Annotated in this window: 22 protein-coding genes; 11 read left to right on the forward strand and 11 right to left on the reverse strand. The window is 72.8% G+C overall.

Features of this window, described 5'->3' with window-relative positions; translation table 11 throughout:
- Positions 1–32: 32 nt before the first annotated feature.
- The 5 genes from HHX41_RS05020 to HHX41_RS41590 form a co-directional block, all read right to left on the reverse strand.
- A complete protein-coding gene (locus HHX41_RS05020) occupies positions 33–830 on the reverse strand; it encodes an STAS domain-containing protein (protein WP_182904983.1) in 798 nt (265 codons plus the stop codon).
- Entirely contained in the window at positions 820–1689 is an 870-nt protein-coding gene (locus tag HHX41_RS05025; RefSeq protein ID WP_169983884.1) for an MEDS domain-containing protein, read from the reverse strand. Before HHX41_RS05025 ends, HHX41_RS05020 begins: the two co-directional genes overlap by 11 nt.
- 104 nt (positions 1690–1793) lie before the next feature.
- Positions 1794–2807, reverse strand: a complete 1014-nt coding sequence (gene cydB, locus HHX41_RS05030; protein ID WP_169983885.1) for a cytochrome d ubiquinol oxidase subunit II — start codon at positions 2805–2807, stop codon at positions 1794–1796.
- 23 nt (positions 2808–2830) lie between these two features.
- Positions 2831–4105 carry a cytochrome ubiquinol oxidase subunit I gene (locus HHX41_RS05035; protein ID WP_182904984.1) on the reverse strand — a complete coding sequence of 425 codons (1275 nt, stop codon included), beginning with the start codon at positions 4103–4105 and terminating at the stop codon, positions 2831–2833.
- A 160-nt stretch (positions 4106–4265) separates the two neighbouring features.
- Positions 4266–5450, reverse strand: coding sequence for an RICIN domain-containing protein (locus HHX41_RS41590; RefSeq protein WP_182904985.1), 1185 nt, complete (start codon positions 5448–5450; stop codon positions 4266–4268).
- A 313-nt stretch (positions 5451–5763) separates the two neighbouring features.
- On the opposite strand from HHX41_RS41590, the gene HHX41_RS05045 reads away from it, so the two are divergent.
- Positions 5764–6369 carry a dihydrofolate reductase family protein gene (locus HHX41_RS05045; RefSeq protein WP_182904986.1) on the forward strand — a complete coding sequence of 202 codons (606 nt, stop codon included), beginning with the start codon at positions 5764–5766 and terminating at the stop codon, positions 6367–6369.
- Positions 6370–6389: 20 nt separating this feature from the next.
- On the opposite strand, the gene HHX41_RS05050 is transcribed toward HHX41_RS05045, so the two are convergent.
- Positions 6390–6887 (reverse strand): DUF3147 family protein, encoded by a 498-nt coding sequence (locus HHX41_RS05050; protein WP_182904987.1) that lies wholly within the window; start codon positions 6885–6887, stop codon positions 6390–6392.
- Complete coding sequence (locus HHX41_RS05055; RefSeq protein WP_182904988.1) at positions 6884–7330, reverse strand: hypothetical protein; 447 nt, start codon at positions 7328–7330, stop codon at positions 6884–6886. Before HHX41_RS05055 ends, HHX41_RS05050 begins: the two co-directional genes overlap by 4 nt.
- A gap of 312 nt (positions 7331–7642) precedes the next feature.
- On the opposite strand from HHX41_RS05055, the gene HHX41_RS05065 reads away from it, so the two are divergent.
- Genes HHX41_RS05065 through HHX41_RS05090 form a run of 6 tightly spaced genes read left to right on the forward strand, consistent with a single transcriptional unit; the run spans position 7643 to position 15642 of the window.
- Positions 7643–7732 carry a potassium-transporting ATPase subunit F gene (locus tag HHX41_RS05065; protein WP_169983891.1) on the forward strand — a complete coding sequence of 30 codons (90 nt, stop codon included), beginning with the start codon at positions 7643–7645 and terminating at the stop codon, positions 7730–7732.
- Positions 7732–9393: a potassium-transporting ATPase subunit KdpA gene (kdpA, locus tag HHX41_RS05070; protein ID WP_182904989.1), complete on the forward strand. Its 1662-nt coding sequence runs from the start codon at positions 7732–7734 to the stop codon at positions 9391–9393. Before HHX41_RS05065 ends, kdpA begins: the two co-directional genes overlap by 1 nt.
- Before the next feature lie 2 nt (positions 9394–9395).
- The gene (kdpB, locus tag HHX41_RS05075) at positions 9396–11510 is read left to right on the forward strand and encodes a potassium-transporting ATPase subunit KdpB (protein WP_182904990.1); all 2115 of its coding nucleotides are present in this window, start codon (positions 9396–9398) and stop codon (positions 11508–11510) included.
- A 14-nt stretch (positions 11511–11524) separates the two neighbouring features.
- Entirely contained in the window at positions 11525–12388 is an 864-nt protein-coding gene (locus HHX41_RS05080; RefSeq protein WP_169984084.1) for a potassium-transporting ATPase subunit C, read from the forward strand.
- A 6-nt stretch (positions 12389–12394) separates the two neighbouring features.
- On the forward strand, positions 12395–14977 hold the full coding sequence (locus tag HHX41_RS05085; protein WP_169983894.1) for a DUF4118 domain-containing protein: 2583 nt from the start codon (positions 12395–12397) through the stop codon (positions 14975–14977).
- Complete coding sequence (locus tag HHX41_RS05090; RefSeq protein WP_182904991.1) at positions 14974–15642, forward strand: response regulator; 669 nt, start codon at positions 14974–14976, stop codon at positions 15640–15642. Before HHX41_RS05085 ends, HHX41_RS05090 begins: the two co-directional genes overlap by 4 nt.
- A gap of 15 nt (positions 15643–15657) precedes the next feature.
- Here the strand turns inward: HHX41_RS05090 and HHX41_RS05095 are convergent, their stop codons facing one another.
- Complete coding sequence (locus HHX41_RS05095) at positions 15658–16272, reverse strand: DUF6461 domain-containing protein (protein ID WP_182904992.1); 615 nt, start codon at positions 16270–16272, stop codon at positions 15658–15660.
- 117 nt (positions 16273–16389) lie between these two features.
- On the opposite strand from HHX41_RS05095, the gene HHX41_RS05100 reads away from it, so the two are divergent.
- From HHX41_RS05100 to HHX41_RS05115, 4 genes are all read left to right on the forward strand, one after another.
- Positions 16390–16605, forward strand: a complete 216-nt coding sequence (locus HHX41_RS05100; protein WP_169983897.1) for a hypothetical protein — start codon at positions 16390–16392, stop codon at positions 16603–16605.
- Positions 16602–17123 carry an AAA family ATPase gene (locus HHX41_RS05105; RefSeq protein ID WP_182904993.1) on the forward strand — a complete coding sequence of 174 codons (522 nt, stop codon included), beginning with the start codon at positions 16602–16604 and terminating at the stop codon, positions 17121–17123. Before HHX41_RS05100 ends, HHX41_RS05105 begins: the two co-directional genes overlap by 4 nt.
- A 218-nt stretch (positions 17124–17341) precedes the next feature.
- Positions 17342–18547, forward strand: a complete 1206-nt coding sequence (locus HHX41_RS05110; protein ID WP_182904994.1) for an NAD(P)/FAD-dependent oxidoreductase — start codon at positions 17342–17344, stop codon at positions 18545–18547.
- Positions 18544–19461, forward strand: coding sequence for an RNA polymerase sigma-70 factor (locus HHX41_RS05115; RefSeq protein ID WP_182904995.1), 918 nt, complete (start codon positions 18544–18546; stop codon positions 19459–19461). The genes HHX41_RS05110 and HHX41_RS05115 overlap by 4 nt, the downstream gene beginning before the upstream one ends.
- Before the next feature lie 8 nt (positions 19462–19469).
- On the opposite strand, the gene HHX41_RS05120 is transcribed toward HHX41_RS05115, so the two are convergent.
- From HHX41_RS05120 to HHX41_RS05130, 3 genes are read right to left on the reverse strand one after another with little or no spacing between them, the layout of a single operon-like run.
- Complete coding sequence (locus HHX41_RS05120) at positions 19470–20177, reverse strand: (2Fe-2S)-binding protein (RefSeq protein WP_182904996.1); 708 nt, start codon at positions 20175–20177, stop codon at positions 19470–19472.
- A 14-nt stretch (positions 20178–20191) separates the two neighbouring features.
- Positions 20192–20818 (reverse strand): GNAT family N-acetyltransferase, encoded by a 627-nt coding sequence (locus HHX41_RS05125; protein ID WP_182904997.1) that lies wholly within the window; start codon positions 20816–20818, stop codon positions 20192–20194.
- Positions 20808–23084: a penicillin acylase family protein gene (locus HHX41_RS05130; RefSeq protein WP_182904998.1), complete on the reverse strand. Its 2277-nt coding sequence runs from the start codon at positions 23082–23084 to the stop codon at positions 20808–20810. Before HHX41_RS05130 ends, HHX41_RS05125 begins: the two co-directional genes overlap by 11 nt.
- Positions 23085–23124: the final 40 nt, after the last annotated feature.

Below are 23124 nucleotides of genomic sequence, written 5' to 3' on the forward strand. Positions count from 1 at the left end.
TTCACCGGCACATTTCAGCACATGCGTGCGCTTCAGGAGGGCGGAAACAGATGGGCCGCCTTGGCGGGTGTCTCCCGGGTCGTGAACGGAACCGGGCTGAGCGCGTCGAGGCGCTCGGCGAACTCGGCCGAGAGGCCGGTCAGGACCAGCATCCCCGCCGTCTCCGACACGCGCTGGTGCGCCATGATCAGGGCGGTGATGCCGGTGCTGTCCCAGTAGGTCACCGCGGAAAGGTCGATCACCAGCCCCGGCGCCGGTGTGCCGGCGACGATCTCACCGATCGCCGCCGTGATCTTCGGGGCCGCCTGCTCGTCGAGGGCGCCGTCCAGCTCCAGAACGGTGTGCGACTCGAGACGGCGCAGCCGCGGAGTGGCGGACCACGACCCGGGCCCGGGGAGGGCGAAGTCGGCCGTGGCGAGGGTGCCGTCCGGGCCGGAAACCATCGTGAACCGGTCCGACAGGTAGCGGGCGAGCCACAGCCCGTGCCCGTGCCTGACCGGCCAGGCGGCGGTGTCGTGCCCCGAGGAGCCGGGGTCGCCGACCTCGCACCGCAGCACGCCGCCGAACTGCCAGATCCTCGCCCGTCCGGTCCCCGAGCCGTGGAAGACCGCGTTGGTGGCGAGCTCGTGGACGGTGAGTACCAGGTCAACGGACCGCCCGTGCGGAAGCCCGGCGTGGACGACGTGTGCCTGCAGCGTCTCCCGCAGGGGGTAGAGCGACCCGCGGTCGAACGCGTGGTCGAGGATCAGTACCGACGTCCCGGCGTTCCGATTCCCGCTGCCGGGGTCCGAGGCGACGTGGGAGGCATGGTTGGTCGCGTCATCGCTCATGCGCGGTCACCAGGCTGATCCCGGGAATGCCCTGAGCGCCGAGCAGCACGAACCGCGGCACGATGGCGGGGTTGCACCGCAGGACGACCGTACGGGCCGGCGCGAGACTCCGTGCCACGTCGATGATCGTCCGGGTGCAGGAGAGGTCGATGAAGGACAGCTCGGCCATGTTGATCACGACGGGACCATCCGTCCTGATCGCCTCGCTCAGCGCCAGGGCCAGGGCGTCCTCGGCCGCCCGGTCGATCTGTCCCGCCATCCGGATGCCGGGTGGCGCGTACTGGCGGCAGATCCGCAGCAACGGGTCGTCGTAGTAGGTGGCCGCGGCGACCGCCCGGGTGTGGAACGGGGAGACCGAGGCGAGGGTGACCGGGTCGAAGCGTTCCCGGTCGTACTGGCACAAGACCGACACGCTGCTGTCCGAAAGGACCGTCGCGATCTTCTCCTCGAAGGCGGGCAGCTGCTCCACACCGTGGACCGGCCGCAGCGCCCAGCCCATGTCGAGGGCCACCCGAAGACCCGAGTAGCCCCCGCGTGAGGTCAGCTCCATCTGGGAGCTCAGCCATCCCATCGCGTGATCCACGCTGAAGGCCTGTTCGGACAGCAGGCCCTCCTGAGAGGCGACGACGTCCATCCGTCCGTCGGCGGTGGCGGACCGCACGGCGATCCCGCGGCGGCTCAGCTCGGCCAGCGCTCCCTGGGGCTCCTCGCACAGCCAGACGACCCGCAGCCCTCCCGACAGCCCGTCACGTACGTACGCCGCGGTGAGGTCGAGCAGCTCTTCGGGCTCGCCGAAGGTCAGACACGCGTGATCGTTGATCGCCAAATCAGTGATCTGCACCTCAGCACTGACCGTCACCGCGCCACCATCCTCAGGCGGTCCCGCCGCCCACCGCCCACCGCCCCATCGAGGTACCCATCGTAGTGACGGGCATACGTCAAGAATCGGTATCGGCGGCGCTGCTACAGGTACGTCGGCGTACGTCCGGCCCGGTGGCGGAACAACCACCAGTTCCACGCCTGGGCGAGGAGCATCAGCGGCACCATCACCGCGGCGAAGCCCACCAGGATCCGCAGCGTGGCCGCATCCGCCATCGCCTCCGTCAGGCGCAGGCCGGTGCCGGGAGCGCCGGAGGAGACCAGCACGAAGGGGTGCAGGCCCGCGCCGAGGGCGACGACGGGCAGGGCGGCCGCGCACGAGGTGGCGGCGAAGGCCCGGCCGCCGCGTCCCGCGCCCAGGAGGGCCGCCCCCGCGAGGAGCGCGATCACCAGGGCCGCGCCGGTCGCGAGTGCGGGCCAGGAGTTGACGACGGTGTGCCGCGCCGGGGAGAGGTACCCGGCGACGAGGACGGCCGCCGCCGCCACGGCCGCCACGAGCAGGGCGCGCCGGGCGGCTCTCGCCGCCCGGGCGCTCGGCTCGCCGCCGGTTCGCCAGGCCAGGAAGGACGCGCCGTGCGCGAGGAACACCGCGGTGGTCGTGGCGCCGCACAGCAGCACGAACGGGTCGAGCAGGTCGGCCGGGCCGAGGGAGAAGGCGTTGCGCGCGTCGAGCGGCACCCCGGCGAGCAGACGGCCCGTCACGAGCCCCCACCCCGCGGCGGGCACCAGCCCGCCCACGAAGATCAGCCCGTCCCAGATCCGGCGCGCCGAGGCGCTCCGGTGGCGGCTACGCACCTGCACGGCGGCGTTGCCGACGACGATCCCGGCCAGGATCGCCGCGAACAGGAAGTACATCCCGGACAGCAGCCGCCCTTCCAGGAAGGGGAAGGCGCCGAACAGCACCCCCGCCGCGGCGACCAGCCAGACCTCGTTGCCGAGGAAGAACGGGCCGAAGGCGTTGAGCAGTGATCGGCGCTCACCGTCGTCGCGGCCCAGCGTGGGGGCGAGCATCTGCACGCCGTAGTCCAGGCCGGCCAGGACGAAGTAACCGGCGAGCAGCAGCCCGAGCAGGGCCGGCCACACGAGTTCGAGAGTCACGGGTTCCTCTTGGGCAGGTCGGGCTACAGGGCGAGCGACGCGGCGGGCCGCTCCGCGTGCCCGTCGGGAGGCGAGCCGCCCAGGTCGGTGTCGGCCGGGCCGCGGCGGGCGTACCGGATGATCAGCGCCCAGTCGGCGATCGCCAGCGCGAGGAACACCGAGCCGAACAGCACCAGGGATGCCAGCATCGAGCCGACGTGCGACCGTGCGGCGGCGGTCGTGAGCTCGCCGTACACCGCCCAGGGCTGGCGCCCCACCTCGCGCAGCAGCCATCCGCCGAGCGCGGCGACGAAGGGCAGGGGAACCGCGACGAGCATCAGGTACGCCGCCGGACGGAACCGGAGGTACCAGTCCCGATAAAGCAGGATCAGAGCCACGATGATCAGCAGGAGGATCAGGTATCCGACGTCCTGCATGACGTCGAAGGCGGTGGCGATCCAGGCGGGCGGCCGGTAGTCGCCCGCGCCGAACCGCTGCACCAGTTGGGCCTGTACGTCCTCGACCCGCAGGGAGCCGATGTCGTCGACGTGGCCCCGCAGGGTCGCCGCCTTCATCGGCTGGGTCTCCACGAGCGTCGGGATCTGCACGAACCCGTAGTAGAGCGCCACGAACGCCGCGGGCGTCGCCACGAACAGGCCGAGGCGCAGCGAGGCGCGGAAGAACGCACGCTCGGCCGTGCGCTTGAGGAAGTGGTAGGAGCTCACCCCCGCCATGAAGACCCCGCCGGTCATCAGGGCGGCGGACGCGGCGTGCACCAGCGCGTTGATGGCGTTGGGGTTGGTGAGCATGGCCCCGAAATCGGTGAGCCGGGCCACGCCGTCGCGCACCTCGTGTCCCACCGGGTGCTGCAGGAAGCCGTTGGCCACCATGATCCAGTACGCCGAGGCGTACGCGGTGAGCGTGACCAGCCAGATCAGCGTGACGTGCACCGCCTTCGGCAACCTGCCCCAGCCGAAGATCCACATGCCGAGGAAGGTCGACTCGGCGAAGAAGGCGACGATCGTCTCGAGCGCGAGCGGAGCGCCGAAGACGTTGCCCGCGTACTCCGACAGCCCGCTCCAGGCGAGCCCGAACTGGAACTCCATGACCAGGCCGGTGACGATGCCCAGCACGTAGTTCACGACGTAGATCTGGCCCCAGAACCGGGTCATGCGCTCCGTGAGCGGTGAACCGCGGAGGGCGTGCCGGGTGTGCGTCACCGCGATCAGCGGGGCGAGCCCGAGGGTGAGCATCACGAACAGCCAGTGGAAACCGGCCGTGGTCGCGAACTGCAGGCGCGCCAGTGTCTCGTCCGTCATCGGCGTCCGTCGTCCGTAACTCGAAGGAGACAGGCCCAGGACGCATGGTGAAGCGACAAATCAGCCCTTTTCTCGCAAAGTCCGCAAGAGTGGACGGATCATATCCCTCATCCACGTCTCGCCGGAGCGCGAGGCCCTCGCCCACAGCCCGGCGTGATGGCTATTCGGGGTCGATGAGGAAGGTCTGTCCGGGCGCGGAGGCGCAGGGCCGTTCGACGGCCTCCGCCCCGGGCGCGCCGTCGACGGCGAGGCACAGGTCGCTCGACGCCGGTCGGATGCGGTAGCCGTCCTCGCCGACGGGTTCGAGCCGGAAGCGCTGGTTGGGCCTGGCGCCGGTGCAGTCGCTCCAGGGCTGCAGCATGCCCGCCGTGGGGCCCGCCACGATCACCGTCAGGCAGCCGACCCCCTTCGCCGGGTCGGGGTGATCCCATTGCAGGTGGACCAGCCCGCCACCCGCCGGGGTGAGGAAGGTCCGCGGCGGAACCGCCGTGGCACAGGGACGCAGGACCGCGACCTCGGGATCGTACGGGACGTCCCTGGCCCGCCCGGCGGTCAGGCACAGGGACGGATCGGCGGCCGGCCGCACGCGAACCCACCTGCGGCCCGGCGCCGGTCCGCCCGCGCCGTCGGCCAGGTCGGACGGTGCCGGGTCAGACGGTGTCGGCTCAGACGGTGTCGGCTCAGACGGTGCCGGCTCAGACGGTGCCGGGGTGGCCGAGATTGACGAGGAGGGGCGGGAGGCCGCCTCCCCGGTGGACATGCGGTCGAACTGCCAGGCTCCGACCAGGCAGAGCAGGGCCGCGGCCGCGGCGCCCGCCACCAGTCGCCGGGCCGGGGCCTTCCGCCGGGAGGCCCCGCCCACGGGAGGCGAGGCCGGGACCCCGCCGCTGTTCCTTCCGCTCGCGTCGATGTCCAGGAGTTCGTCCGGCCGGGAGACGTCTCGTCCGGGAGCCGTCGGGGCGGACGCGGGTGGCGGCGCCGCCGGCGTCCCAGCGGAGGCCACGACGCGCGTCCCACCCCCGGGTGCGGCGGGCGTGTCGCCGGGCGGCGGGGTGGTCGTCTCGCGGGCGACGGCCAGGCGCCGGCGGGCGTCCACCCACTCGGCCACGGCGTCGTCGTCCGCCCCGCATGCCCGTACGAACGCGGCGAGCAGGTCTTCGCGCGGCAGATCCCGGCGATTGAGCGCGCCGGCCAGAGTGGCACGCGGCAGGACGTCGCCCACGGCGTCGGCGCGGCGTTCGAGCTGCCGGTAACTGCACCCGCTCCACGCCCGGAGCCGCCTCATCAGGGCGACGAACTCCGCGGGCGTGGCGGCGGTCCGCGGCTGCGGCCGGCTGTCGGTCACGCTTACTCCATCCCGTAGATCCCCTGCGCTCCCACGGCAGCCTATGCACGCTCCGGCGTGTCCGAGATCGTCCGGGAGTGTCCGGGACGCCGCCGATGTGTGGACGTGAGCCCGCGTGCCGGGCCACGGTGGCCTTGCACGACGGCCCGTCGGCGCCGGAGCACCCAGGTGCTCGGGGGCGGCGTCGCGGGGGCGGGCCGTGGCGGCGGACGTGACCGCCCATCCCGGCACCGAGTGGCGGCGCACGCATTCTCCGCGGCAGGCTGGGCGCACGTCCGCCGCCGCATCTCACCCGACATGAGGGATACGAACCATGGGACGCATAGTTCTGTCTGTTTTCACCACCCTTGACGGCGTCATCGAGAACCCGCACGAGTGGGCTTTCGGATTCGTCAGCGAGGACTCGATGCAGGCCGGCCTCGACCAGATCCGCGCGGCGCGGGCACTGCTCCTCGGACGGGTCACCTACGAGGGCTTCGCGGCCTCCTGGCCGTCGATGACTGACGAGGCGGGCTACGCCGACGCGATGAACACCCTGCCGAAGTACGTCGTGTCGACCACGCTGACCGAGGCCACCTGGAACAACAGCACGATCATCGGTGTGGACGCCGCGGCCAGGATCGAGGCCCTGAAGAAGGAGGTGGACGGCGACATCCTCGTCTTCGGCAGCGCGGCACTGGTGCGGTGGCTGCTGAGCGAGAACCTCCTCGACGAGATGCGCCTGGCCGTCTACCCGGTACTCGCCGGTCGCGGCGCCCGCCTGTTCGACGACGACTCCGCGGACCCCGCCACGCTGCGGCTCGCCGGCACGCAGGCGTTCTCCTCCGGCGTGGTCCTGCTCACCTACGAGCCGACCGGTGAGGGCCTCGCCGACCCGGCCGCCGCTCGCCGGGCGGCCGAGGCGAACGCCGGGGGGTGATCGAGCGCCCGCGACCCGGCTCAGCGGCGCAGCCGGGTCGCGGCGGCGTACAGGGTGAGGGAGACGGCGGCCCAGGCCAGGGTGGCGACCGTGAGGGACAGCCACAGCGGCCAGACGACCACCGTGGTCGTCACCACGACGGCGAAGCCGATCAGGCCGAGGGCGCCGAAGGTCGCGCCCCACACGTCCTGCCCGGCCTGGCGTACGCCTTCCTCCTTGGCGATGAGGGTGACGCTCGCGAGGAGGATCGCCGGGAACGCGAGGAAGAGCCCGCCTGCGCGCGGACCGGCCAGCACCGACACCGCGCCGGCCAGCGCCGACACCCCGGCGCCGAACGCGAACCGGACCACCCAGTCGCGCGGGGGCGGCCGCCTGAGCTCGCCGATGCGCAGCCGCACCTTCTCGCCGCCGCCACGAGAGCGGCCGTCGCCATGAGATCGGCTGCCGTCCTGAGAGCGGCCGCTGTCGTGAGACCGGTTGCCGTCGTGAGACCGGCCGCCGTCACGATCGGCGCTCACGGTTCCGGCGCCGGCGGCGGGGGGAGCTCCGGCGTCCCCGGCCGGGAGAGCGAGGCGGGGACGGCCGCGGCCGGAAGGGCGAGCAGGCCCGCCGGCGCCAGCGCGTATCCGGCGGCCACCGTGGCGCCCCAGACCGCGAGCGCGGCCAGCGCCCCCCACCAGGCGCCCCACCTGCCCAGAAGGGGAGCGGCGACCAGACAGTAGAGCACGAAACCGGCCGCGCCGATCCACATGCCGCGGGCCGAGGCGAGGACGTCCGGGATGCCGGCGATGCCCGCGGTGACGATGAGGCTGGCCAGGGCCACGGAAGGCGCGGCGCAGAACACCCCGGCGAGCCGTTTCGGCGTCAGCATCTCGGCCAGCGCCGCGAAGGCCAGCACGAAGACGCCCCCGGCCAGCGCCTTCAGGACGACCTCCACGATCTGGTCGGTCACCTCGCCCACGCCGCGTCTCCTCCCCCGAACCGACACAGTTGTTCGGGGGGCGCCGCTCGCCGGTTGAACCGCGTTGATTTCCGGCACGCGAACGCCCGAAACCCCTGGCGTGGCCCGCGTACAGGGGGCGTCAATACTCGGTCCGAACCCGTATGGAAGCCGTCAAGAGCGGTCATATGCCCCCGATCTCGGACTTTGCTTGTGCTGAGAGTGCCGCAGCAATCACAACCGAGGAGTGGGGATGGCGGACGTCGTCTTCGTCGCCCTGACGATCGCGGTCTTCACGATCGTCGGGCTCGTCGTACGGGCGGTGGAGCGCCTGTGAGCGTGGTCAACGCCGTGGGCCTCGGAGTGGCCGCGGCCCTGCTGGTCTTCATGGTCGCGGCCCTGTTGTTCCCGGAGCGCTTCTGATGGGCGCGGCAGCGGCAGGGGCCGTGCTCGTGCTGTCGGTCGTCGCGGTGCTCGCCGTCGTCTACCTGCTGCTGGGCGACTACCTCTACCGGGTCTACACGGGCACCCGGCACAGCGCGGCCGAGCGCCTCGTCTACCGCATGATCGGCGTGCGGCCGGACGCCGAGCAGCCCTGGGCGGTCTACGCACGCGCCCTGCTGGCCTTCGCCGCGGTCTCGGTGCTGGTCGTGTACGGCATGCAGCGCCTGCAGGACAGGCTGGTCCTCGGCCTCGGGCGGCCCCCGGTCCCCGCCCACGTCGCCTGGAACACGGCCGTCAGCTTCGTGACGAACACGAACTGGCAGGCGTACCCGGGCGAGACGGTCATGGGCCACCTGGTGCAGATGGCCGCCCTGGCGGTGCAGAACTTCGTTTCGGCGGCGGCCGGCATGGCCGTGGCCGTCGCGCTCGTGCGGGGCTTCGCCCGCAGGCAGGCCGACACCATCGGCAACTTCTGGGTCGACCTCGTGCGCGGCACGTTCCGGGTGCTGCTCCCTATCGCGTTCGTCGCAGCGCTGGTGCTGGTCGCCGGTGGCGTGGTGCAGAACTTCGCGTCGCCGCACGCGGTGACGACCCTGACCGGCGGCGCTGAGGCGATCCCCGGGGGCCCGGTGGCGAGCCAGGAGGCGATCAAGGAGCTCGGCACCAACGGCGGCGGCTTCTACAACGCCAACTCCGCCCATCCCTTCGAGAACCCGGCCGGGTGGACGAACTGGCTGCAGATCGTCCTGCTCCTGGCGATCCCGATCGCGCTGCCGCGCACCTTCGGCCGCATGGTCGGCCAGGTGCGGCAGGGACACGCGATCCTCGCCGTCATGGCGGTGATCGCCCTGGTGAGCGTGGCGCTGACGAATGTCTTCGAGCTCTCCGGCGGGGCCGCGGTCCCCCGGGCGGCCGGCGCGGCGATGGAGGGCAAGGAGATTCGTTTCGGCGTGCCCGGCTCCGCGACGTTCGCCGCCGCGAGCACGCTGACCTCGACCGGCGCCACCGACGCCGCCCACGACTCCTTCACGCCCCTGGGCGGCATGATGACGATGCTGAACATGATGCTCGGCGAGGTCGCGCCCGGCGGCGCCGGTTCCGGCCTGTACGGCATCCTGGTGCTGGCGGTGATCACCGTATTCGTGGCCGGTCTGATGGTGGGCCGTACACCGGAGTACCTGGGCAAGAAGATCGGCGCGCGTGAGATCAAGCTGGCCTCGCTCTATTTCCTGGTCACCCCGGCCCTGGTGCTCGCCGGCACGGCCGCGGCGATGGGCAACCGGGCCGGCCTCGCGGCCATGCTGAACGGCGGGCCGCACGGCCTGTCGGAGATCCTCTACGCGTTCACCAGCGCGGCCAACAACAACGGCTCGGCGTTCGCCGGGATCTCCGCGGGTACGCCCTGGTGGTGCGTGGCGCTCGGTCTGTGCATGGCCTTCGGCCGGTTCCTGCCGATCGTCTTCATCCTCGCCCTGGCCGGATCGCTGGCCCGGCAGGCGCCGGTGCCGGTCTCCGCCGGGACGCTGCCCACCCACCGCCCCCAGTTCGTCGGGATGGTGGCCGGCGTCACGGTCGTCCTCGTCGCCCTCACGTTCCTGCCGGCCCTCGCGCTCGCGCCGCTCGCGGAAGGACTGTCCTAGCCATGTCGTCGACGGCATCACCCCGCACAGGCGGCAGGATCGGCGCCGGTTCGCACGATCCCCGGCAGCTCGTGAGGTCGCTGCCCGACGCCGTACGCAAGCTGAACCCGGCGACGCTGTGGCGCAACCCGGTCATGTTCGTCGTCGAGATCGGCGCGTTCCTCACCACGGGCCTGGCGATCGCGAACCCCTCGGTGTTCGCCTGGGCGATCGCGGTCTGGCTGTGGCTGACCGTGCTGTTCGCCACCCTGGCCGAGGCGGTGGCCGAGGGCCGGGGCAAGGCCCAGGCCGCCACGTTGCGGGCGGCCAAGCGCGACACCATGGCCCGGCGCCTGGCGGACCCGCGCGACCCCGCCCGGTGGGACGTCGTCGGCGCCCAGGAGTTGCGACAGGGCGACCACGTCGTCATCGAGGCCGGGGAGGTCATCCCGGGCGACGGCGACGTGGTCGAGGGCATCGCCAGCGTGGACGAGTCGGCGATCACCGGGGAGTCCGCGCCGGTGATCCGCGAGTCCGGCGGCGACCGATCGGCCGTCACGGGCGGCACGAAGGTGCTGTCGGACCGGATCATCGTACGGATCACCCAGAAGCCCGGGGAGAGCTTCATCGACCGGATGATCGCCCTGGTCGAGGGCGCCGACCGGCAGAAGACCCCCAACGAGATCGCGCTGAACATCCTGCTGGCCGCGTTGACGATGATCTTCCTGATCGCCACGGTGACCATGCAGCCACTGGCGATCTACTCCAAGGCCCAGAACCCCGGCGTACCGGACACGACCGCGCTCGGCGCCGACGGGGTGAGCGGGCTGGTGCTGGTGTCGCTGCTGGTCTGCCTGATCCCGACCACGATCGGGGCGTTGCTGTCGGCCATCGGGATCGCGGGCATGGACCGCCTGGTGCAGCGCAACGTGCTGGCCATGAGCGGGCGGGCGGTCGAGGCCGCCGGTGACGTCACCACCCTGCTCCTCGACAAGACCGGCACGATCACGCTCGGCAACCGGCAGGCGTCGCAGTTCGTCCCCGCCGAGGGCGTCTCCGAGCTCGACCTGGCCGAGTCGGCGCAGCTTGCGAGCCTCGCCGACGAGACCCCAGAGGGCCGTTCGATCGTCGTCCACGCCAAGCAGGCCTACGACCTACGTGAACGCCAGCCGGGCGAGCTGGCTCACGCGGAGTGGATCGCCTTCACCGCCCAGACCCGGATGTCCGGGGTGAACGTGGACGGCCGGCAGGTCCGCAAGGGCGCCGCGACCTCGGTCATGAAGTGGGTGCGCGACAACGGCGGCCATCCCACCGGGCATGTCGGTCACCTGGTGGACGGGATCTCCGCCTCCGGCGGCACGCCTCTCGTCGTCGGCGAGGTGTCCGGCGGAAAGGCCCGGGTGCTCGGGGTGATCCACCTGAAGGACGTGGTCAAACAGGGCATGCGGGAGCGGTTCGACGAGATGCGCCGGATGGGCATCCGCACCGTGATGATCACCGGGGACAACCCGATGACCGCCAAGGCCATCGCCAGGGAGGCCGGGGTGGACGACTTCCTGGCCGAGGCGACCCCCGAGGACAAGCTCGCGCTGATCCGCAAGGAGCAGGAGGGCGGGCGGCTGGTCGCCATGACCGGCGACGGCACCAACGACGCCCCGGCGCTGGCGCAGGCCGACGTGGGGGTGGCGATGAACACCGGCACCTCGGCCGCCAAGGAGGCCGGGAACATGGTCGACCTCGACTCCAACCCCACCAAGCTCATCGAGATCGTCGAGATCGGCAAGCAACTGCTGATCACCAGGGGAGCGCTGACCACGTTCTCCATCGCCAACGACATCGCGAAGTATTTCGCGATCATCCCGGCCATGTTCGCGGCGGTCTACCCCGGGTTGGACACGCTGAACCTCATGCGGCTGCACAGCCCCCAGTCGGCCATCCTGTCCGCGGTGATCTTCAACGCCCTGGTCATCGTCGCGCTGATCCCCCTCGCCCTGCGCGGCGTCCGGTATCGCCCCTCCAGCGCGTCCACGCTGCTCGGCCGCAACCTCTACATCTACGGGCTGGGCGGCGTCGTCGCGCCGTTCATCGGCATCAAGCTCATCGACCTGTTCGTCCAATTCCTTCCGGGGATGTCCTGATGGCTGGGAACGTGATGGAACGCCTGCCGAACACACTCCGCCGGCACCTCGCGGCGGTCCGGGCCGTCGCCGTGCTCACGGTGATCCTGGGCGTCCTGTATCCCCTGCTGGTGACCGGCATCGCCCAGGTCCTCCTCCCCCACAGGGCCGGCGGCTCGATCCTGCGCGAGGACGGCAGGGACGTGGGCAGCGCCCTCGTCGGGCAGCTCTTCACCGACCGGAACGGCCGCCCGGTGCGCGGATACTTCCAGAGCCGCCCTTCCGCGGGCGGCTATGACCCGCTGGCCTCGGGCGCGAGCAACCTCGGCCCGCAGGACGTCGTCGACCGGCTGCCCGACCCTCGCGGGACGGACCAGGCCGCGAGGAAGGGGAGGGTCTCCCTGCTGACCCAGGTGTGCGCGCGCTCCAAGGCGGTCGGTGAGCTTGAGGGCGTCAGCGGCGCCAGGCCGTACTGCACGGCGGACGGGGCAGGCGCGGTGCTCAAGGTCTTCCCCGCAGTCGGCAGGCCCGCGAGGGTGGTCAGCGTCAACCAGGCGTGCCCGGCCGCGCCGTTCGCCGCCACGTACCAGGGCGTGCGGGTCGAGTGCGGCAGGCCCGGTGAGGACTATTCGTCAGGGCGTACGGTGCCGGTGCGCGGAAGGGCCGGAGCGGTCGTCCCCCCGGACGCGGTGACGGCGAGCGGCAGCGGCCTCGACCCGCACATCTCCGTCGCGTACGCCGAGCTGCAGGCCCCCCGGGTGGCGAGGGAACGCGGGCTGGACGTGCGCAGGGTGCGCACACTGATCGGAGAGCACACGACCGGCCGCGCCCTCGGCTTCCTGGGGGAGCCCGGCGTGAACGTGCTGGAGCTCAATCTGGCCCTCGACAGGGAGAGGTGAGCGGCCATGCCACGCGGGCGGCTGCGGATCTACCTCGGCGCGGCACCCGGGGTCGGCAAGACGTACGCGATGCTCTGCGAGGGCCACCGCCGCAAGGAACGCGGCACGGACGTCGTGGTCGGCCTCGTGGAGACCCACGGCCGCGTACGCACCGCGCGGTTGCTGGACGGGCTGGAGATCGTCCCCCGCAGGAGCGTGACGTACCGGGGGGCGGCCTTCCCCGAGCTGGACGTGGACGCGGTCGTCGCCCGGCGCCCGCGGGTCGCCCTGGTCGACGAACTGGCGCACACCAACGCGCCGGGCTCGCGCAACGCCAAGCGCTGGCAGGACGTCGACGAGCTCCTCGACGCCGGGATCGACGTGATCTCCACGGTGAACATCCAGCACCTGGAGTCGGTCAACGACGTCGTCCAGCACATCACCGGCATCCCGCAGCGCGAGACCGTGCCCGACGAGGTCGTACGGCGGGCCGACCAGGTCGAGCTGGTCGACATGACCCCGGAGGCGCTGCGGCGGCGGCTCGCGCACGGCAACGTGTACACGCCGGAGAAGGTGGACGCCGCCCTCGCCAACTACTTCCGCGTCGGCAACCTCACCGCGCTGCGCGAGCTGGCCCTGCTGTGGCTCGCCGACGAGGTGGACGAGCAGCTCGACCGCTACCGGGCCGAGCACGGCATCGCCGACACGTGGGAGGCGCGCGAGCGGGTCGTCGTCGCGCTCACCGGGGGGCCCGAGGGCGACACCCTCGTGCGGCGGGCGGCCCGCGTCGCCGCCCGGACGAAGGGGGCCGACCTGCTCGCCGTCCACGTCACCCGCGCGGACGGGTTGGGCGGCGGCGACCCGGGGCTGCTGGCGCGCCAGCGCGCCCTCGTGGAGAGCATGGGCGGCACCTACCACCAGGTGGTGGGCGACGACGTGCCGCGGGCGCTGCTGGAGTTCGCCCGCGGCGTCAACGCCACCCAGCTCGTGCTCGGCGCCTCCCGGCGCGGCCGGTTCGCCCAGGTCCTCAGCAGGGGCGTGGGCGTCGAGACGACCGCGCGGTCCGGCTCGATCGACGTCCACATGATCACCCACGAGCACGTCAAGAAGGGACGGGAACGCCCGCACCGGTCGCGGGCGGCGCTCACCCGGCGGCGCAGGCTGGCGGGGTGGGCCGTGGCCGCCATCGGCCTGCCGCTGCTCACCGCCGCGCTGCTTCCCTTCCGGGGCACGCTGGCGCTGCCGAGCTTCATCCTGCTGTTCCTGACCACCGTCGTGGGCGTGGCGCTGATCGGCGGCATGTGGCCGGCGATCACGGCGGCGGTCGCCGGCTCCCTGCTGCTGAACTTCTTCTTCACCCCGCCGCGGCACACCCTGACGATCGCCGACCCGGAGAACCTCTTCGCCCTGGTCGTGTTCGTGTTCGTCGCGGCGGCGGTCAGCATGATCGTGGACGTGGCGGCCCGCCGTACGCGGGAGGCGGCCCGCGCCGGGGCGGACGCAGAGATCCTGTCCGCGCTCGCCGGTCACGTGCTGCGCGGCGAGGCCGCCGTGCCCTCCCTGCTCGCGCGTACGCGGGAGACGTTCGGCCTGGTCGCGGTCACGCTGCTGGAACGGCGCCCCGAGGCGGGGCAGGGACCGGACGACCGGTCCGACCCGGGCTCCTGGCGGATCGTGGCCACCGCGGGAGCAGAGCCCTGCGTCTGCCCCGGCGCCGCCGACGCCGACGTGGACATCGACGACGACCTCGTGCTCGCCGCGCGCGGCCGGCTGCTGGACGCCTCCGAACGCCGCGTGATCGAGGCGTTCGCCGCGCAGGTCGCCGTGGCTCTGCGGCAGGAACGGCTGGAGGAGGAGGCCGAGCAGGCCAGGCCGCTCGCGGAGGCCGACAGGATGCGCACCGCGCTGCTCGCGGCGGTGAGCCACGACCTGCGCACCCCGCTCGCCGCCGCGAAGGCCGCCGTGGAGAGCCTGCGCGCCACGGACGTCGAGTGGTCCGCGGAGGACCGCGCCGAACTGCTGGAGACCGCGGACGAGTCGCTGGCCAAACTCGACCGGCTGGTGGCGAACCTGCTCGACATGAGCCGCCTGCAGGCCGGGGTGCTCGGCGTGGCCGCCCTGCCGGTCGCCGTCGAGGAGATCGTGCCCCGGGCGGTCGACGACCTCGGGCCGCTCGCCGCCGAGGTGAGGATCGACATCCCGCCCGACCTGCCCGAGGTCGTCGCCGACCCGGCGCTGCTGGAGCGCGTGCTCGCCAACGTCGTCGCCAACGCCGTCCGCTACACCCCCGCCGGGGAGAGCGTGCTCGTCACCGCCAGCAGGTACGGCGACCGGGCCGAGATCCGGATAATCGACCGTGGGCCCGGCGTGCCGCGCGACGCCTACGACCGGATCTTCCTGCCCTTCCAGCGGCTGGGGGACCGGGACAACCACACCGGGGTCGGGCTGGGCCTGGCCCTGGCGCGCGGGCTGGCCGAGGCGATGGGAGGAGAGTTGACACCCGACGAGACTCCCGGAGGAGGGCTCACCATGGTCCTCACCCTGCCCGTCGCCGTACACACCGACGACGTGCCCGGGCTTCCGCTGGAGCTCGGCGGCGGAGCGCCGTGAGCCGCATCCTCGTCGTCGACGACGAGCCGCAGATCCTGCGCGCGCTGCGGATCAACCTGGCCGCGCGCGGATACGAGGTCGCCGTCGCGGCGGACGGCGGCTCGGCGCTGCGCGAGGCCGCCGACCGGCGTCCCGACCTGATCGTGCTGGACCTCGGGCTGCCCGACATGGACGGAGTCGAGGTCATCCACGGCGTACGCGGCTGGAGCAGCGTGCCGATCATCGTGCTGTCCGGGCGCACCGGCAACCAGGACAAGATCGACGCGCTGGACGCCGGAGCGGACGACTACGTCACCAAGCCCTTCGGGGTGGACGAGCTGCTGGCCCGCGTGCGTGCGGTCACCCGGCGCGCCGGTCCCCGGGAGAGCGAGCCCGCCCGCGTACGGATCGGGGACCATGTGGTCGACCTGGCCGGCAAGACCGTCTCCGGCGACGTACGGCTGACCCCGACCGAGTGGCGCATCCTCGAACTCCTGATCCGCAACCCCGGCAAGCTGATCGGCCAGCGGCAGCTGCTGAGCGAGGTGTGGGGCGTGCGGTACGTGAAGGAGACGCACTACCTGCGCCAGTACATGGCCCAGCTCAGGCGCAAGCTCGAGGGGGATCCCGCCCATCCCGTCCACCTGATCACCGAGCCGGGCATGGGCTACCGCTACGTCCCCTGACGTCCCGCCCGGGGCTCAGTCGTCGGGGTTCGTCGTGCCCGCGAGGAACGTCGTCCGCAGCAGGGCGGGGGACAGGTCCACACCGGTGATGACGCCCGCCAGAGCGAACGCGGCGGCGATGGAACCCTCGGGCATGGCGTCGTCGAAGCCGTCACGGCCGAGCCCCACGTCGCGCATCTCGCCGATCCACCGGTCGGGGTCGTCGCCGGACCGCAGGTGCGGCGCCAGGGGTTCGAACCGCGTGATCACCCGGCCGTCGATCGCGTGGGCGAAGTCGTCGGAGGCGTAGTCGTGCCTGCTGACCGCCACGACCTCGGTGCCCCGCGAGACGCGCTCGAGCACGCCCGTCTCGGCGGCGACCCGCCAGCCGCCGGGCTCGACGAGCACGGTCCAGTCACCCGTCCGCACGGCGCCGGCCCAAGCGGCGTCCATGCCGTCCGAGATCTCCAGGCACTCCTCCGCGTTCTCGTCCAGCTCCTCGAACGTCATCTCGTCGATGGTGCTCTCGTCCACACCCAGGCGGACGAGCACCTCCCGGGGCGCGAGTCCGCGGACGAAGGACACCCCGAATATCGAGCCCAGCGGCCCGTCACCGGATAACCAGCCGAATTTCACGTCGATGTCCGACATGGCGACCTCTTTCATCTGCTGCCGGACATCATGGCAGCGATCAACGCCAGGCGCCCGGCCTCTCGGCCGTCGCCGGGGGCGGGAATGTCGGTCGCGTGCGGAAGAATCACTCTCATCATGACCACCACCACCGCGCCGATCGAGGTGCCCACCCGTTCCCTGCCGGTCGAGCTGGTCGACGGTCCCGGGGGCAGGCTCTACCTGCTCCCCTTCGCGCCGCTCACCCCGGACGACTGCGAGGCCCTGTCCGTGCTCCTCGCCGCCCGGGCCGCCGCCGTACGGCGCGACGCGTCCGCCGTGCCGGAGCAGAGCCGGCCCGGGCTCGACCTGTGATCATCTGGCTGAACGGGACGTTCGGCGCGGGCAAGACCACCACGGCGGCGGAACTCGTGCGATCGATCCCGCGGGCTCACTTCTTCGACCCCGAACAGGTCGGCGTCATGCTCACGCATGCCACGGGCCTGCCGAAGGTCGGAGACTTCCAGGACTGGACGCTGTGGCGCACGCTCGTCGTGGAGACCGTCACACGGCTGGCCGACCAGGTCGGCGGCGTCCTCGTCCTGCCCCAGACCGTCCTGGTCGAGGAATACTGGCAGGAGATCCGCGCGGGCCTGGAGGCGGCCGGCATCCCGCTGCACCACTTCGTGCTCCACGCCGACCGGGCCACGCTCCTGCGGAGGATCGAGGGGGACACGCCGTCGAACTCGCGGTGGAGGCTGGACCATCTGACGGCCTACCAGGACGCCCTCCCCTGGCTCAGCCGCGAGGGCCGGCTCGTCGACACGACGGGCATCCCGCCTGCCGGCGTCGCGGCACACATCGCCGCCGCCGTCGCACCCGATCAGCCCTGAACCGCCTCCCACCTCCGATCACGGCTCGGATCCGCGCTCAGGCGAGCGTGTATTCCGTGTCCCCGAAGTCGGCCACCACACGCAACCTGCCGCCCAGCGCCTCCACGGAGGACCGGAGGGTCGATGGGGTGTGGCGAGCGTCACATCGGGCGCGTGTCACGTACGGGCGGGCCGCTTCCATCTGGTGGTCGTCAACATCGGAGCGAGGAGGCGGAACGATGAGCGCACGGCACGAAGACGGCGTGGCGACCACACACCGGGTGGTGATCCTGGGAGCGGGGTACGCGGGCCTGTCCGCGGCGATCCAGCTCGCCTCGCGGGTCAGGCGCAGCGGCGACGTGCGGGTGACCCTGGTGAACGCGCAGGAGCGGTTCACCGAGCGGCTGCGGCTGCACATGTCGGCGACCGGGCAGCGGCTCGCCGAGCTGAGCATCCCCGAACTGCTGGAGGGCAAGGGCGCCCGCTTCGAGCGCGGGTGGGTGACGGCGGTGGACGCGGACGCGAAGACCGTGCGGATCGACGACGAGCGCGTCCTGTCCTACGACACCCTGGTGTACGCGCTGGGCGGCGTGGCCGACACCGCGGCGGTGCCGGGCGCCGAGGACCACGCCTACACCCTGGACGGCCCCCAGGACGCCGGGATGCTGGCCGACCGGCTGTCGCGGCTCGGCGGCGGCACGGTGGCGGTCGTCGGCAGCGGGCTGACCGGCGTCGAGTCGGCCGCGGAGATCGCCGAGCGGCACCCGGAGCTGAACGTCGTGCTGCTGGGCCGCAGTGAACCCGGCGCGACGATGAACCCCAAGGCCAAGGCGTATCTGCACGCCGCGCTCGAGCGCCTGGGCGTGACGGTCCGCAGCGGGGCCGAGGTGGTGAAGGTGCTGCCCGGCACGGTCGAGCTGGCCGGCGGGGAGAGCGTGGCGGCCGACGCCGTCCTGTGGACGAGCGGCACGCGGGTCTCGCCGCTGCCGGCCGCCGCCGGGCTGACCGTCGACGCACACGGCCGCATCGTGACCGACGCCGCCCTGCGCTCGGTGTCCCACCCCGACGTGTACGCCGTGGGCGACGCGGCGGCGATCCGCCAGGGCTACGGCGTCATGCACGGCACCTGCCAGGGCGGGATGCCGACCGGTGTGCACGCCGCGGTGTCGATCGTCCGGACGCTGAGAGGCAGGCGGCCCAAGCCGTTCCGCTTCGGCTACTACCACACGCCGGTCAGCCTGGGCCGGCACGACGCGGTCGTGCAGTTCACCCACCCCGACGACAGCCCCCGGCGGCTGTACCTGACCGGCCGCGCGGCCGTCCGTTATAAGGAGACGGTGACCGCTTCACCCTGGCCCACGTGGGGCCGCATGAAGAAGATGCCGGCATCGGGCGCGTTCTGGCCCCGCGGTGGCCGCTTCACCCGGGTCGGGCAGGCGCGATGACCGAGACCTCCGACCCCGGCGAGCAGGTGTTCGTCCGGCATCGGAACCTGCTGTTCTCGGTGGCCTACCGCATCCTCGGCACCGCGGCCGACGCCGAGGACGCGGTCCAGGACGCCTGGATCAACTGGTCGGCGGCCGACCGTTCGCAGGTGGCCGACCCGAAGGCGTACCTGACGCGGATCGTGTCGAATGTGGCGCTGGAACGGCTGCGCTCCACCCAGCGCAAGCGTGAGGCCTACGTGGGGCCGTGGCTTCCGGAGCCCGTCCTCACGAGCGGCGACACCGCCGAGGCCGTCACGGAGGCCGAGTCGGTGTCGATGGCGATGCTCGTGGTGCTGGAGACGCTGAGCCCGATCGAGCGCGCGGTGTTCGTGCTGAAGGAGGTCTTCGACTTCAGCCACGCCGAGATCGCGGAGGCGGTCGAGCGCTCCGAAGCCGCGGTACGGCAGGCCGCGCACCGCGCTCGCGAGCATGTGCGGGCCCGGCGGCCGCGCTTCGCCGCCGACCGGTCGCGGCAGCGTGCGGTCACCGAGCGGTTCTTCGCCGCCGCGACCGGCGGTGACGTGAACGCCCTGATGGAGCTGCTGTCCCCGGACGTCACCCTGTGGACCGACGGCGGCGGCAAGGTCCGCCAGGCCCTGCGCCCGGTCGTGGGCGCGGCGACGGTGGCCGCCTGGTTCGCGGCCATCGGCACCGTCACCTACCAGGGCATCGAGCCCGCCGACATGACCGCCGAGCTCGCCGAGATCAACGGCGGGCCGGGCGTCGTCTTCCGCGGCCAGGGTCGCGTGATCGCCAGCGTCACCTTCGATTTCGACACCGAGGGCCGGATCACCACCATCCACAACGTCGCCAACCCGGACAAACTCCAGGCGATCGCCGACGGCACCGCCCGCAGCCTCGGCACCCGGTGAGCGCCGGGTCAGCGTACGCAGCAGGTGGAGCAGGGGTCGGCGTCCGGCAGCGTCACCCACAGGCAGCACGTGCGGCGGCGGTATCCGTCGCCGTCGGGCACGAGCAGTCCGGCCACGGGCGGCCCGATCTCGTCGAGCAGCCGGGCCGCCTCGTCGTACGACCCGAGCGTGAGCAGGGGATGGGCGACCGCCTCGGCGGTGGACCCCCACAGGGTGCGCTCGCCCACCTTGGTCGCGGCACTGAGGGCTCTGACGAACGGATACTGGCTCTCCAGGAGGGCCTCCCTGATGGCCGCCGCGAGGTCGGGGACGATGACGGTGCCGTCGGCCCCGGCCAGCGGGTCGCCGGGGAGCACGGCCACGGTCACCCGGGACGCCGCCACCGTCACACCGGCCGCGGACGGCCTGAGCAGCGTGTCCTCCAGGCGCATCAGCGGCACCCGGCGGCCGAGACTCCAGCCCAGGGCCATCGGCATCGTGTGCCAGTAGCCGTAGGTCTTCCACAGCAGCGCCGCCGCCACGTGACGCGGCGCGCTCCAGCGGGCCGCCGTCTCGTCCACCAGCGCGAGCAGGCCCTCGTACGGCTCCCGCACGAGGGAGGCGGCGGGGATCCAGCCGGGGGAGTCGTCGGCGATCAGCCTGGGCAGGACCCCCAGCACGCCGTCCCGCTCCGCCGCGAGGCCTTCCAGATGGTCGGAAAGGGCGTCGAGCAGCACTCGCACTCCTTGTGTCAGCGGTCGTGTCTGGTCAGGAAGCACAGCCGGGCCCGCTTGTCCGGCAGGTCGATCTCGGGGCCGAGGGTGAAGCCGGTACGCAGCATCCGGGCGATCATCTTGTCGTTGCGGGCGTCCGGCTCGGCCACGATCCGGGTGTGGCGCGGGTCGGAGAACGCGTACGCGACGAGCACGGACAGCAGGGCGCCGGTGAAGCCGCGCTCGCCCTCCCCCGCCGCCGGCCCGAGGAGCAGGTGGACCCCGACGTCGCCCGGCTGGACGTCGTAGCACTCCCCGACCGGGTCGGCTCCGGGCTCGTACGCCTGGAAGAGCGCCACCGGCAGGTCGTCGCGGTGGACGAGATAGGCGTGGTGGGTGGTGAGACCGTCCAGGTAGTCGTAGATCTCCAGCACCCGGTCGCGGCTCGCGTCCAGCATGCCCCAGAACCGGGCCCGTTCCTCGGTGACCCAGGAGTGGATCAGATCGGCGTCGGCCGGCGGGTCCACCGGGACGACGCGGATGGTGCCGAATCCCTCGACCACCTGCTCCCACACGGCTTCGCGCCGCGGGGAGGCCGTGGTGTGCGCCCCAGTGGTCGGCGGCTCAGTGGTCAGCGGCTCAGTGGTCAGCGGCTCAGTGGTCATGCTGCTCCTCGACGAGTCGGTCCCAGTCCGTGATCACCGGCACGAGTTCACCGCGCGACCACAGCGGGTGCTGGTCACGCCGATGGGGGTCGCCCGGCACGCCGCTCGCGCCGAACGGGACGATCCACAGGCTCCCGTCGCGCCGGGAGAGGTCCCACACGTAGCGCGCGGCGGGCCCCCGGGCGAAGTGGTGGGTGACGCCGGGCACGCTCGACGTGGACAGCACGCAGTCGTGGTCGCCGGAAAGGCCCGCCTCCGTCGACGTCGCGCCCGGGATCGCGGGGTACGGCACCGCCCGCCAGGGGGCGAGCCGGTGCAGGTCGCCCCACCGGACGCCGGTCGCCTCGCAGCGTGCGGTCACGTCCTCCAGCGCCGCCCGGGCCAGGTCCGCGCGGGCTGCCCGGTCCAGCCCGGGCAGCCGGTCGGTCGTCAGCAGCTTCTCCAGGGCGTACGCCACGCGGGGAGTGAGCGCCAGCCACGGCCGGAAGACCTCGGGAGCCTCCGCGTCCACGCCGGCGAGGGCGGCCAGGGCGGGGTGGGCCGCCAGGCGCCGCACCACCTCCGCACGGACGGCGGCGTACTCCGCCGCGCCGGTGCTGCCGGCGTCCATGCGCCGGTCCCAGCCGAGCAGCCGGTCCCGCAGGCGTACGGCCTCGGGACCGAGCCCGTCAACCCCGGCGAGCAGGTCCAGGAGAGGGCCCGCGCCCGGCAGCAGCGTGTCGGTGTGGACGGCCGCCATCTCCCCCGCCGACCAGCGCGGCGAGCCGCCGAGCAGGCGGCTGATCCGGGCGGCGCGGTACGGCGCGGCGAACTCGACGCCGAGCGGCGCGGCGAGCCCCCGCTCGTTGGCCATGACCGTGATGCCGGACACCGCGCGGCGCGGCATCGGCGCGTACAGGCCGCTCCACTCGTGCCCCGGCTCCCAGGCGGGCACGATCCGCAGCGCGTTGTCCGGGTGGCGCACGGGCACCACACCGGCGACCCGGTGCAGCAGCCCGCCACCGGTGTCCGCGGCGAGCACGACGTTGACGGGCTCGGCCCAGCGGACGAGCGCCCGGTCCACGTCGGCCACGGTCTTGGCCCGCAGCAGCGCCGGCAGCGCCGCGAACCCCAGGTCGCGGCGCACCCGGGGCGGATACCGCAGGCTCACCGCCTCCCACGCGGTCTCCCGCTCGCGGTTCCGCGCGTCGTCCGGGAAGCCGTTCTCGTGGGACCGGTCCCCAACGGCCGGTCCTTCGTGGTCCGCGCCCGTCGGCCCGAGCCTGTCCGGGCCGGTCCCGCCGAGCATGACGACCGGGCCGCGCTCGGTCTCGACGACCTCGACCTCGGCCGGGCTCTCCCCCGCGACCTCGACGACCTCGACGTGGGCGGCGCACGGACGCCAGCCGTCCGGCCCGAGCGCCTCGACGCGGCCTTCGCGGCGCCGGAGCCGTTCCCGGTAGAGGTCCTGGTAGTCGGCCATGGCGTTGGTGATCGCCCAGGCGACCGAGCCCGCGTGCCCGAAGTGGGCGATGCCCGGGACGCCCGGCACGGCCAGCCCTGCCACGTCGAACTCGGGACAGGCCAGGCGGATCTGCTGGTAGAAGCCGGGGTCCTCGATGAACCGGTGGGGATCGCCCGCGATCAGGGCTGCGCCGGTGACGGTGCGATCGCCGGGCACCAGCCAGCCGTTGCTGCCCGAGGTGCCCGGTCCGTCGGCCGCGAACAGCGCGACCGCCTCGGGACCCAGCCGTTCGGCCACCGCCTCGCGCCACAGCTTCGCCGGGAAGTGCGCGAAGAGGATGTGGTGGGACAGCCAGATCGCCATCGGTGTCCACGGCTCCCACCGGCCCGGCGCGAGCCCTGCCGCATCCGGACCTGCCGCATCCGGACCTGTCGCGTCGGGCCCGGCCACGCCGGGCCCTGTCGTCTCTCGCGGTGCCGTTTCCCCCGCGGCGGCGAACTCCGGTGCGCGGCGCGCCCCCTCGGGGAGCCCGGCGTTGACGCCGTCCACGTAGGCGCGCACCCACGCCGCCGTGTCGCCGTCCAGCGCGTGCAGGCAGCGTTCGGCGGTGTCCGCCAGCCGGGCCTGCCGGGCGAAGCGGTCCCAGGGCACGGCGTCCGGCCCGAGGACCGCCGCCGACGTGCCGGTCGCCCGGCGCCGCTCCACCTCGATCTGCCAGGCCCGGTCCAGGGCCGTGACGCGTCCCTGGGCGAAGGCCAGTTCGTACGGATCGTCCGCGCGCAGGTGAGGGATGCCGAATGCGTCCCGGTACGCGCTGCTCATGACGTCGTCTCCGACACCGGGATGCTCATGACGTCGTCTC

Origin of the sequence: Microbispora sp. H13382 (genome assembly GCF_014161445.1) — a bacterium.
Classification (GTDB): Bacteria; Actinomycetota; Actinomycetes; order Streptosporangiales; family Streptosporangiaceae; genus Microbispora.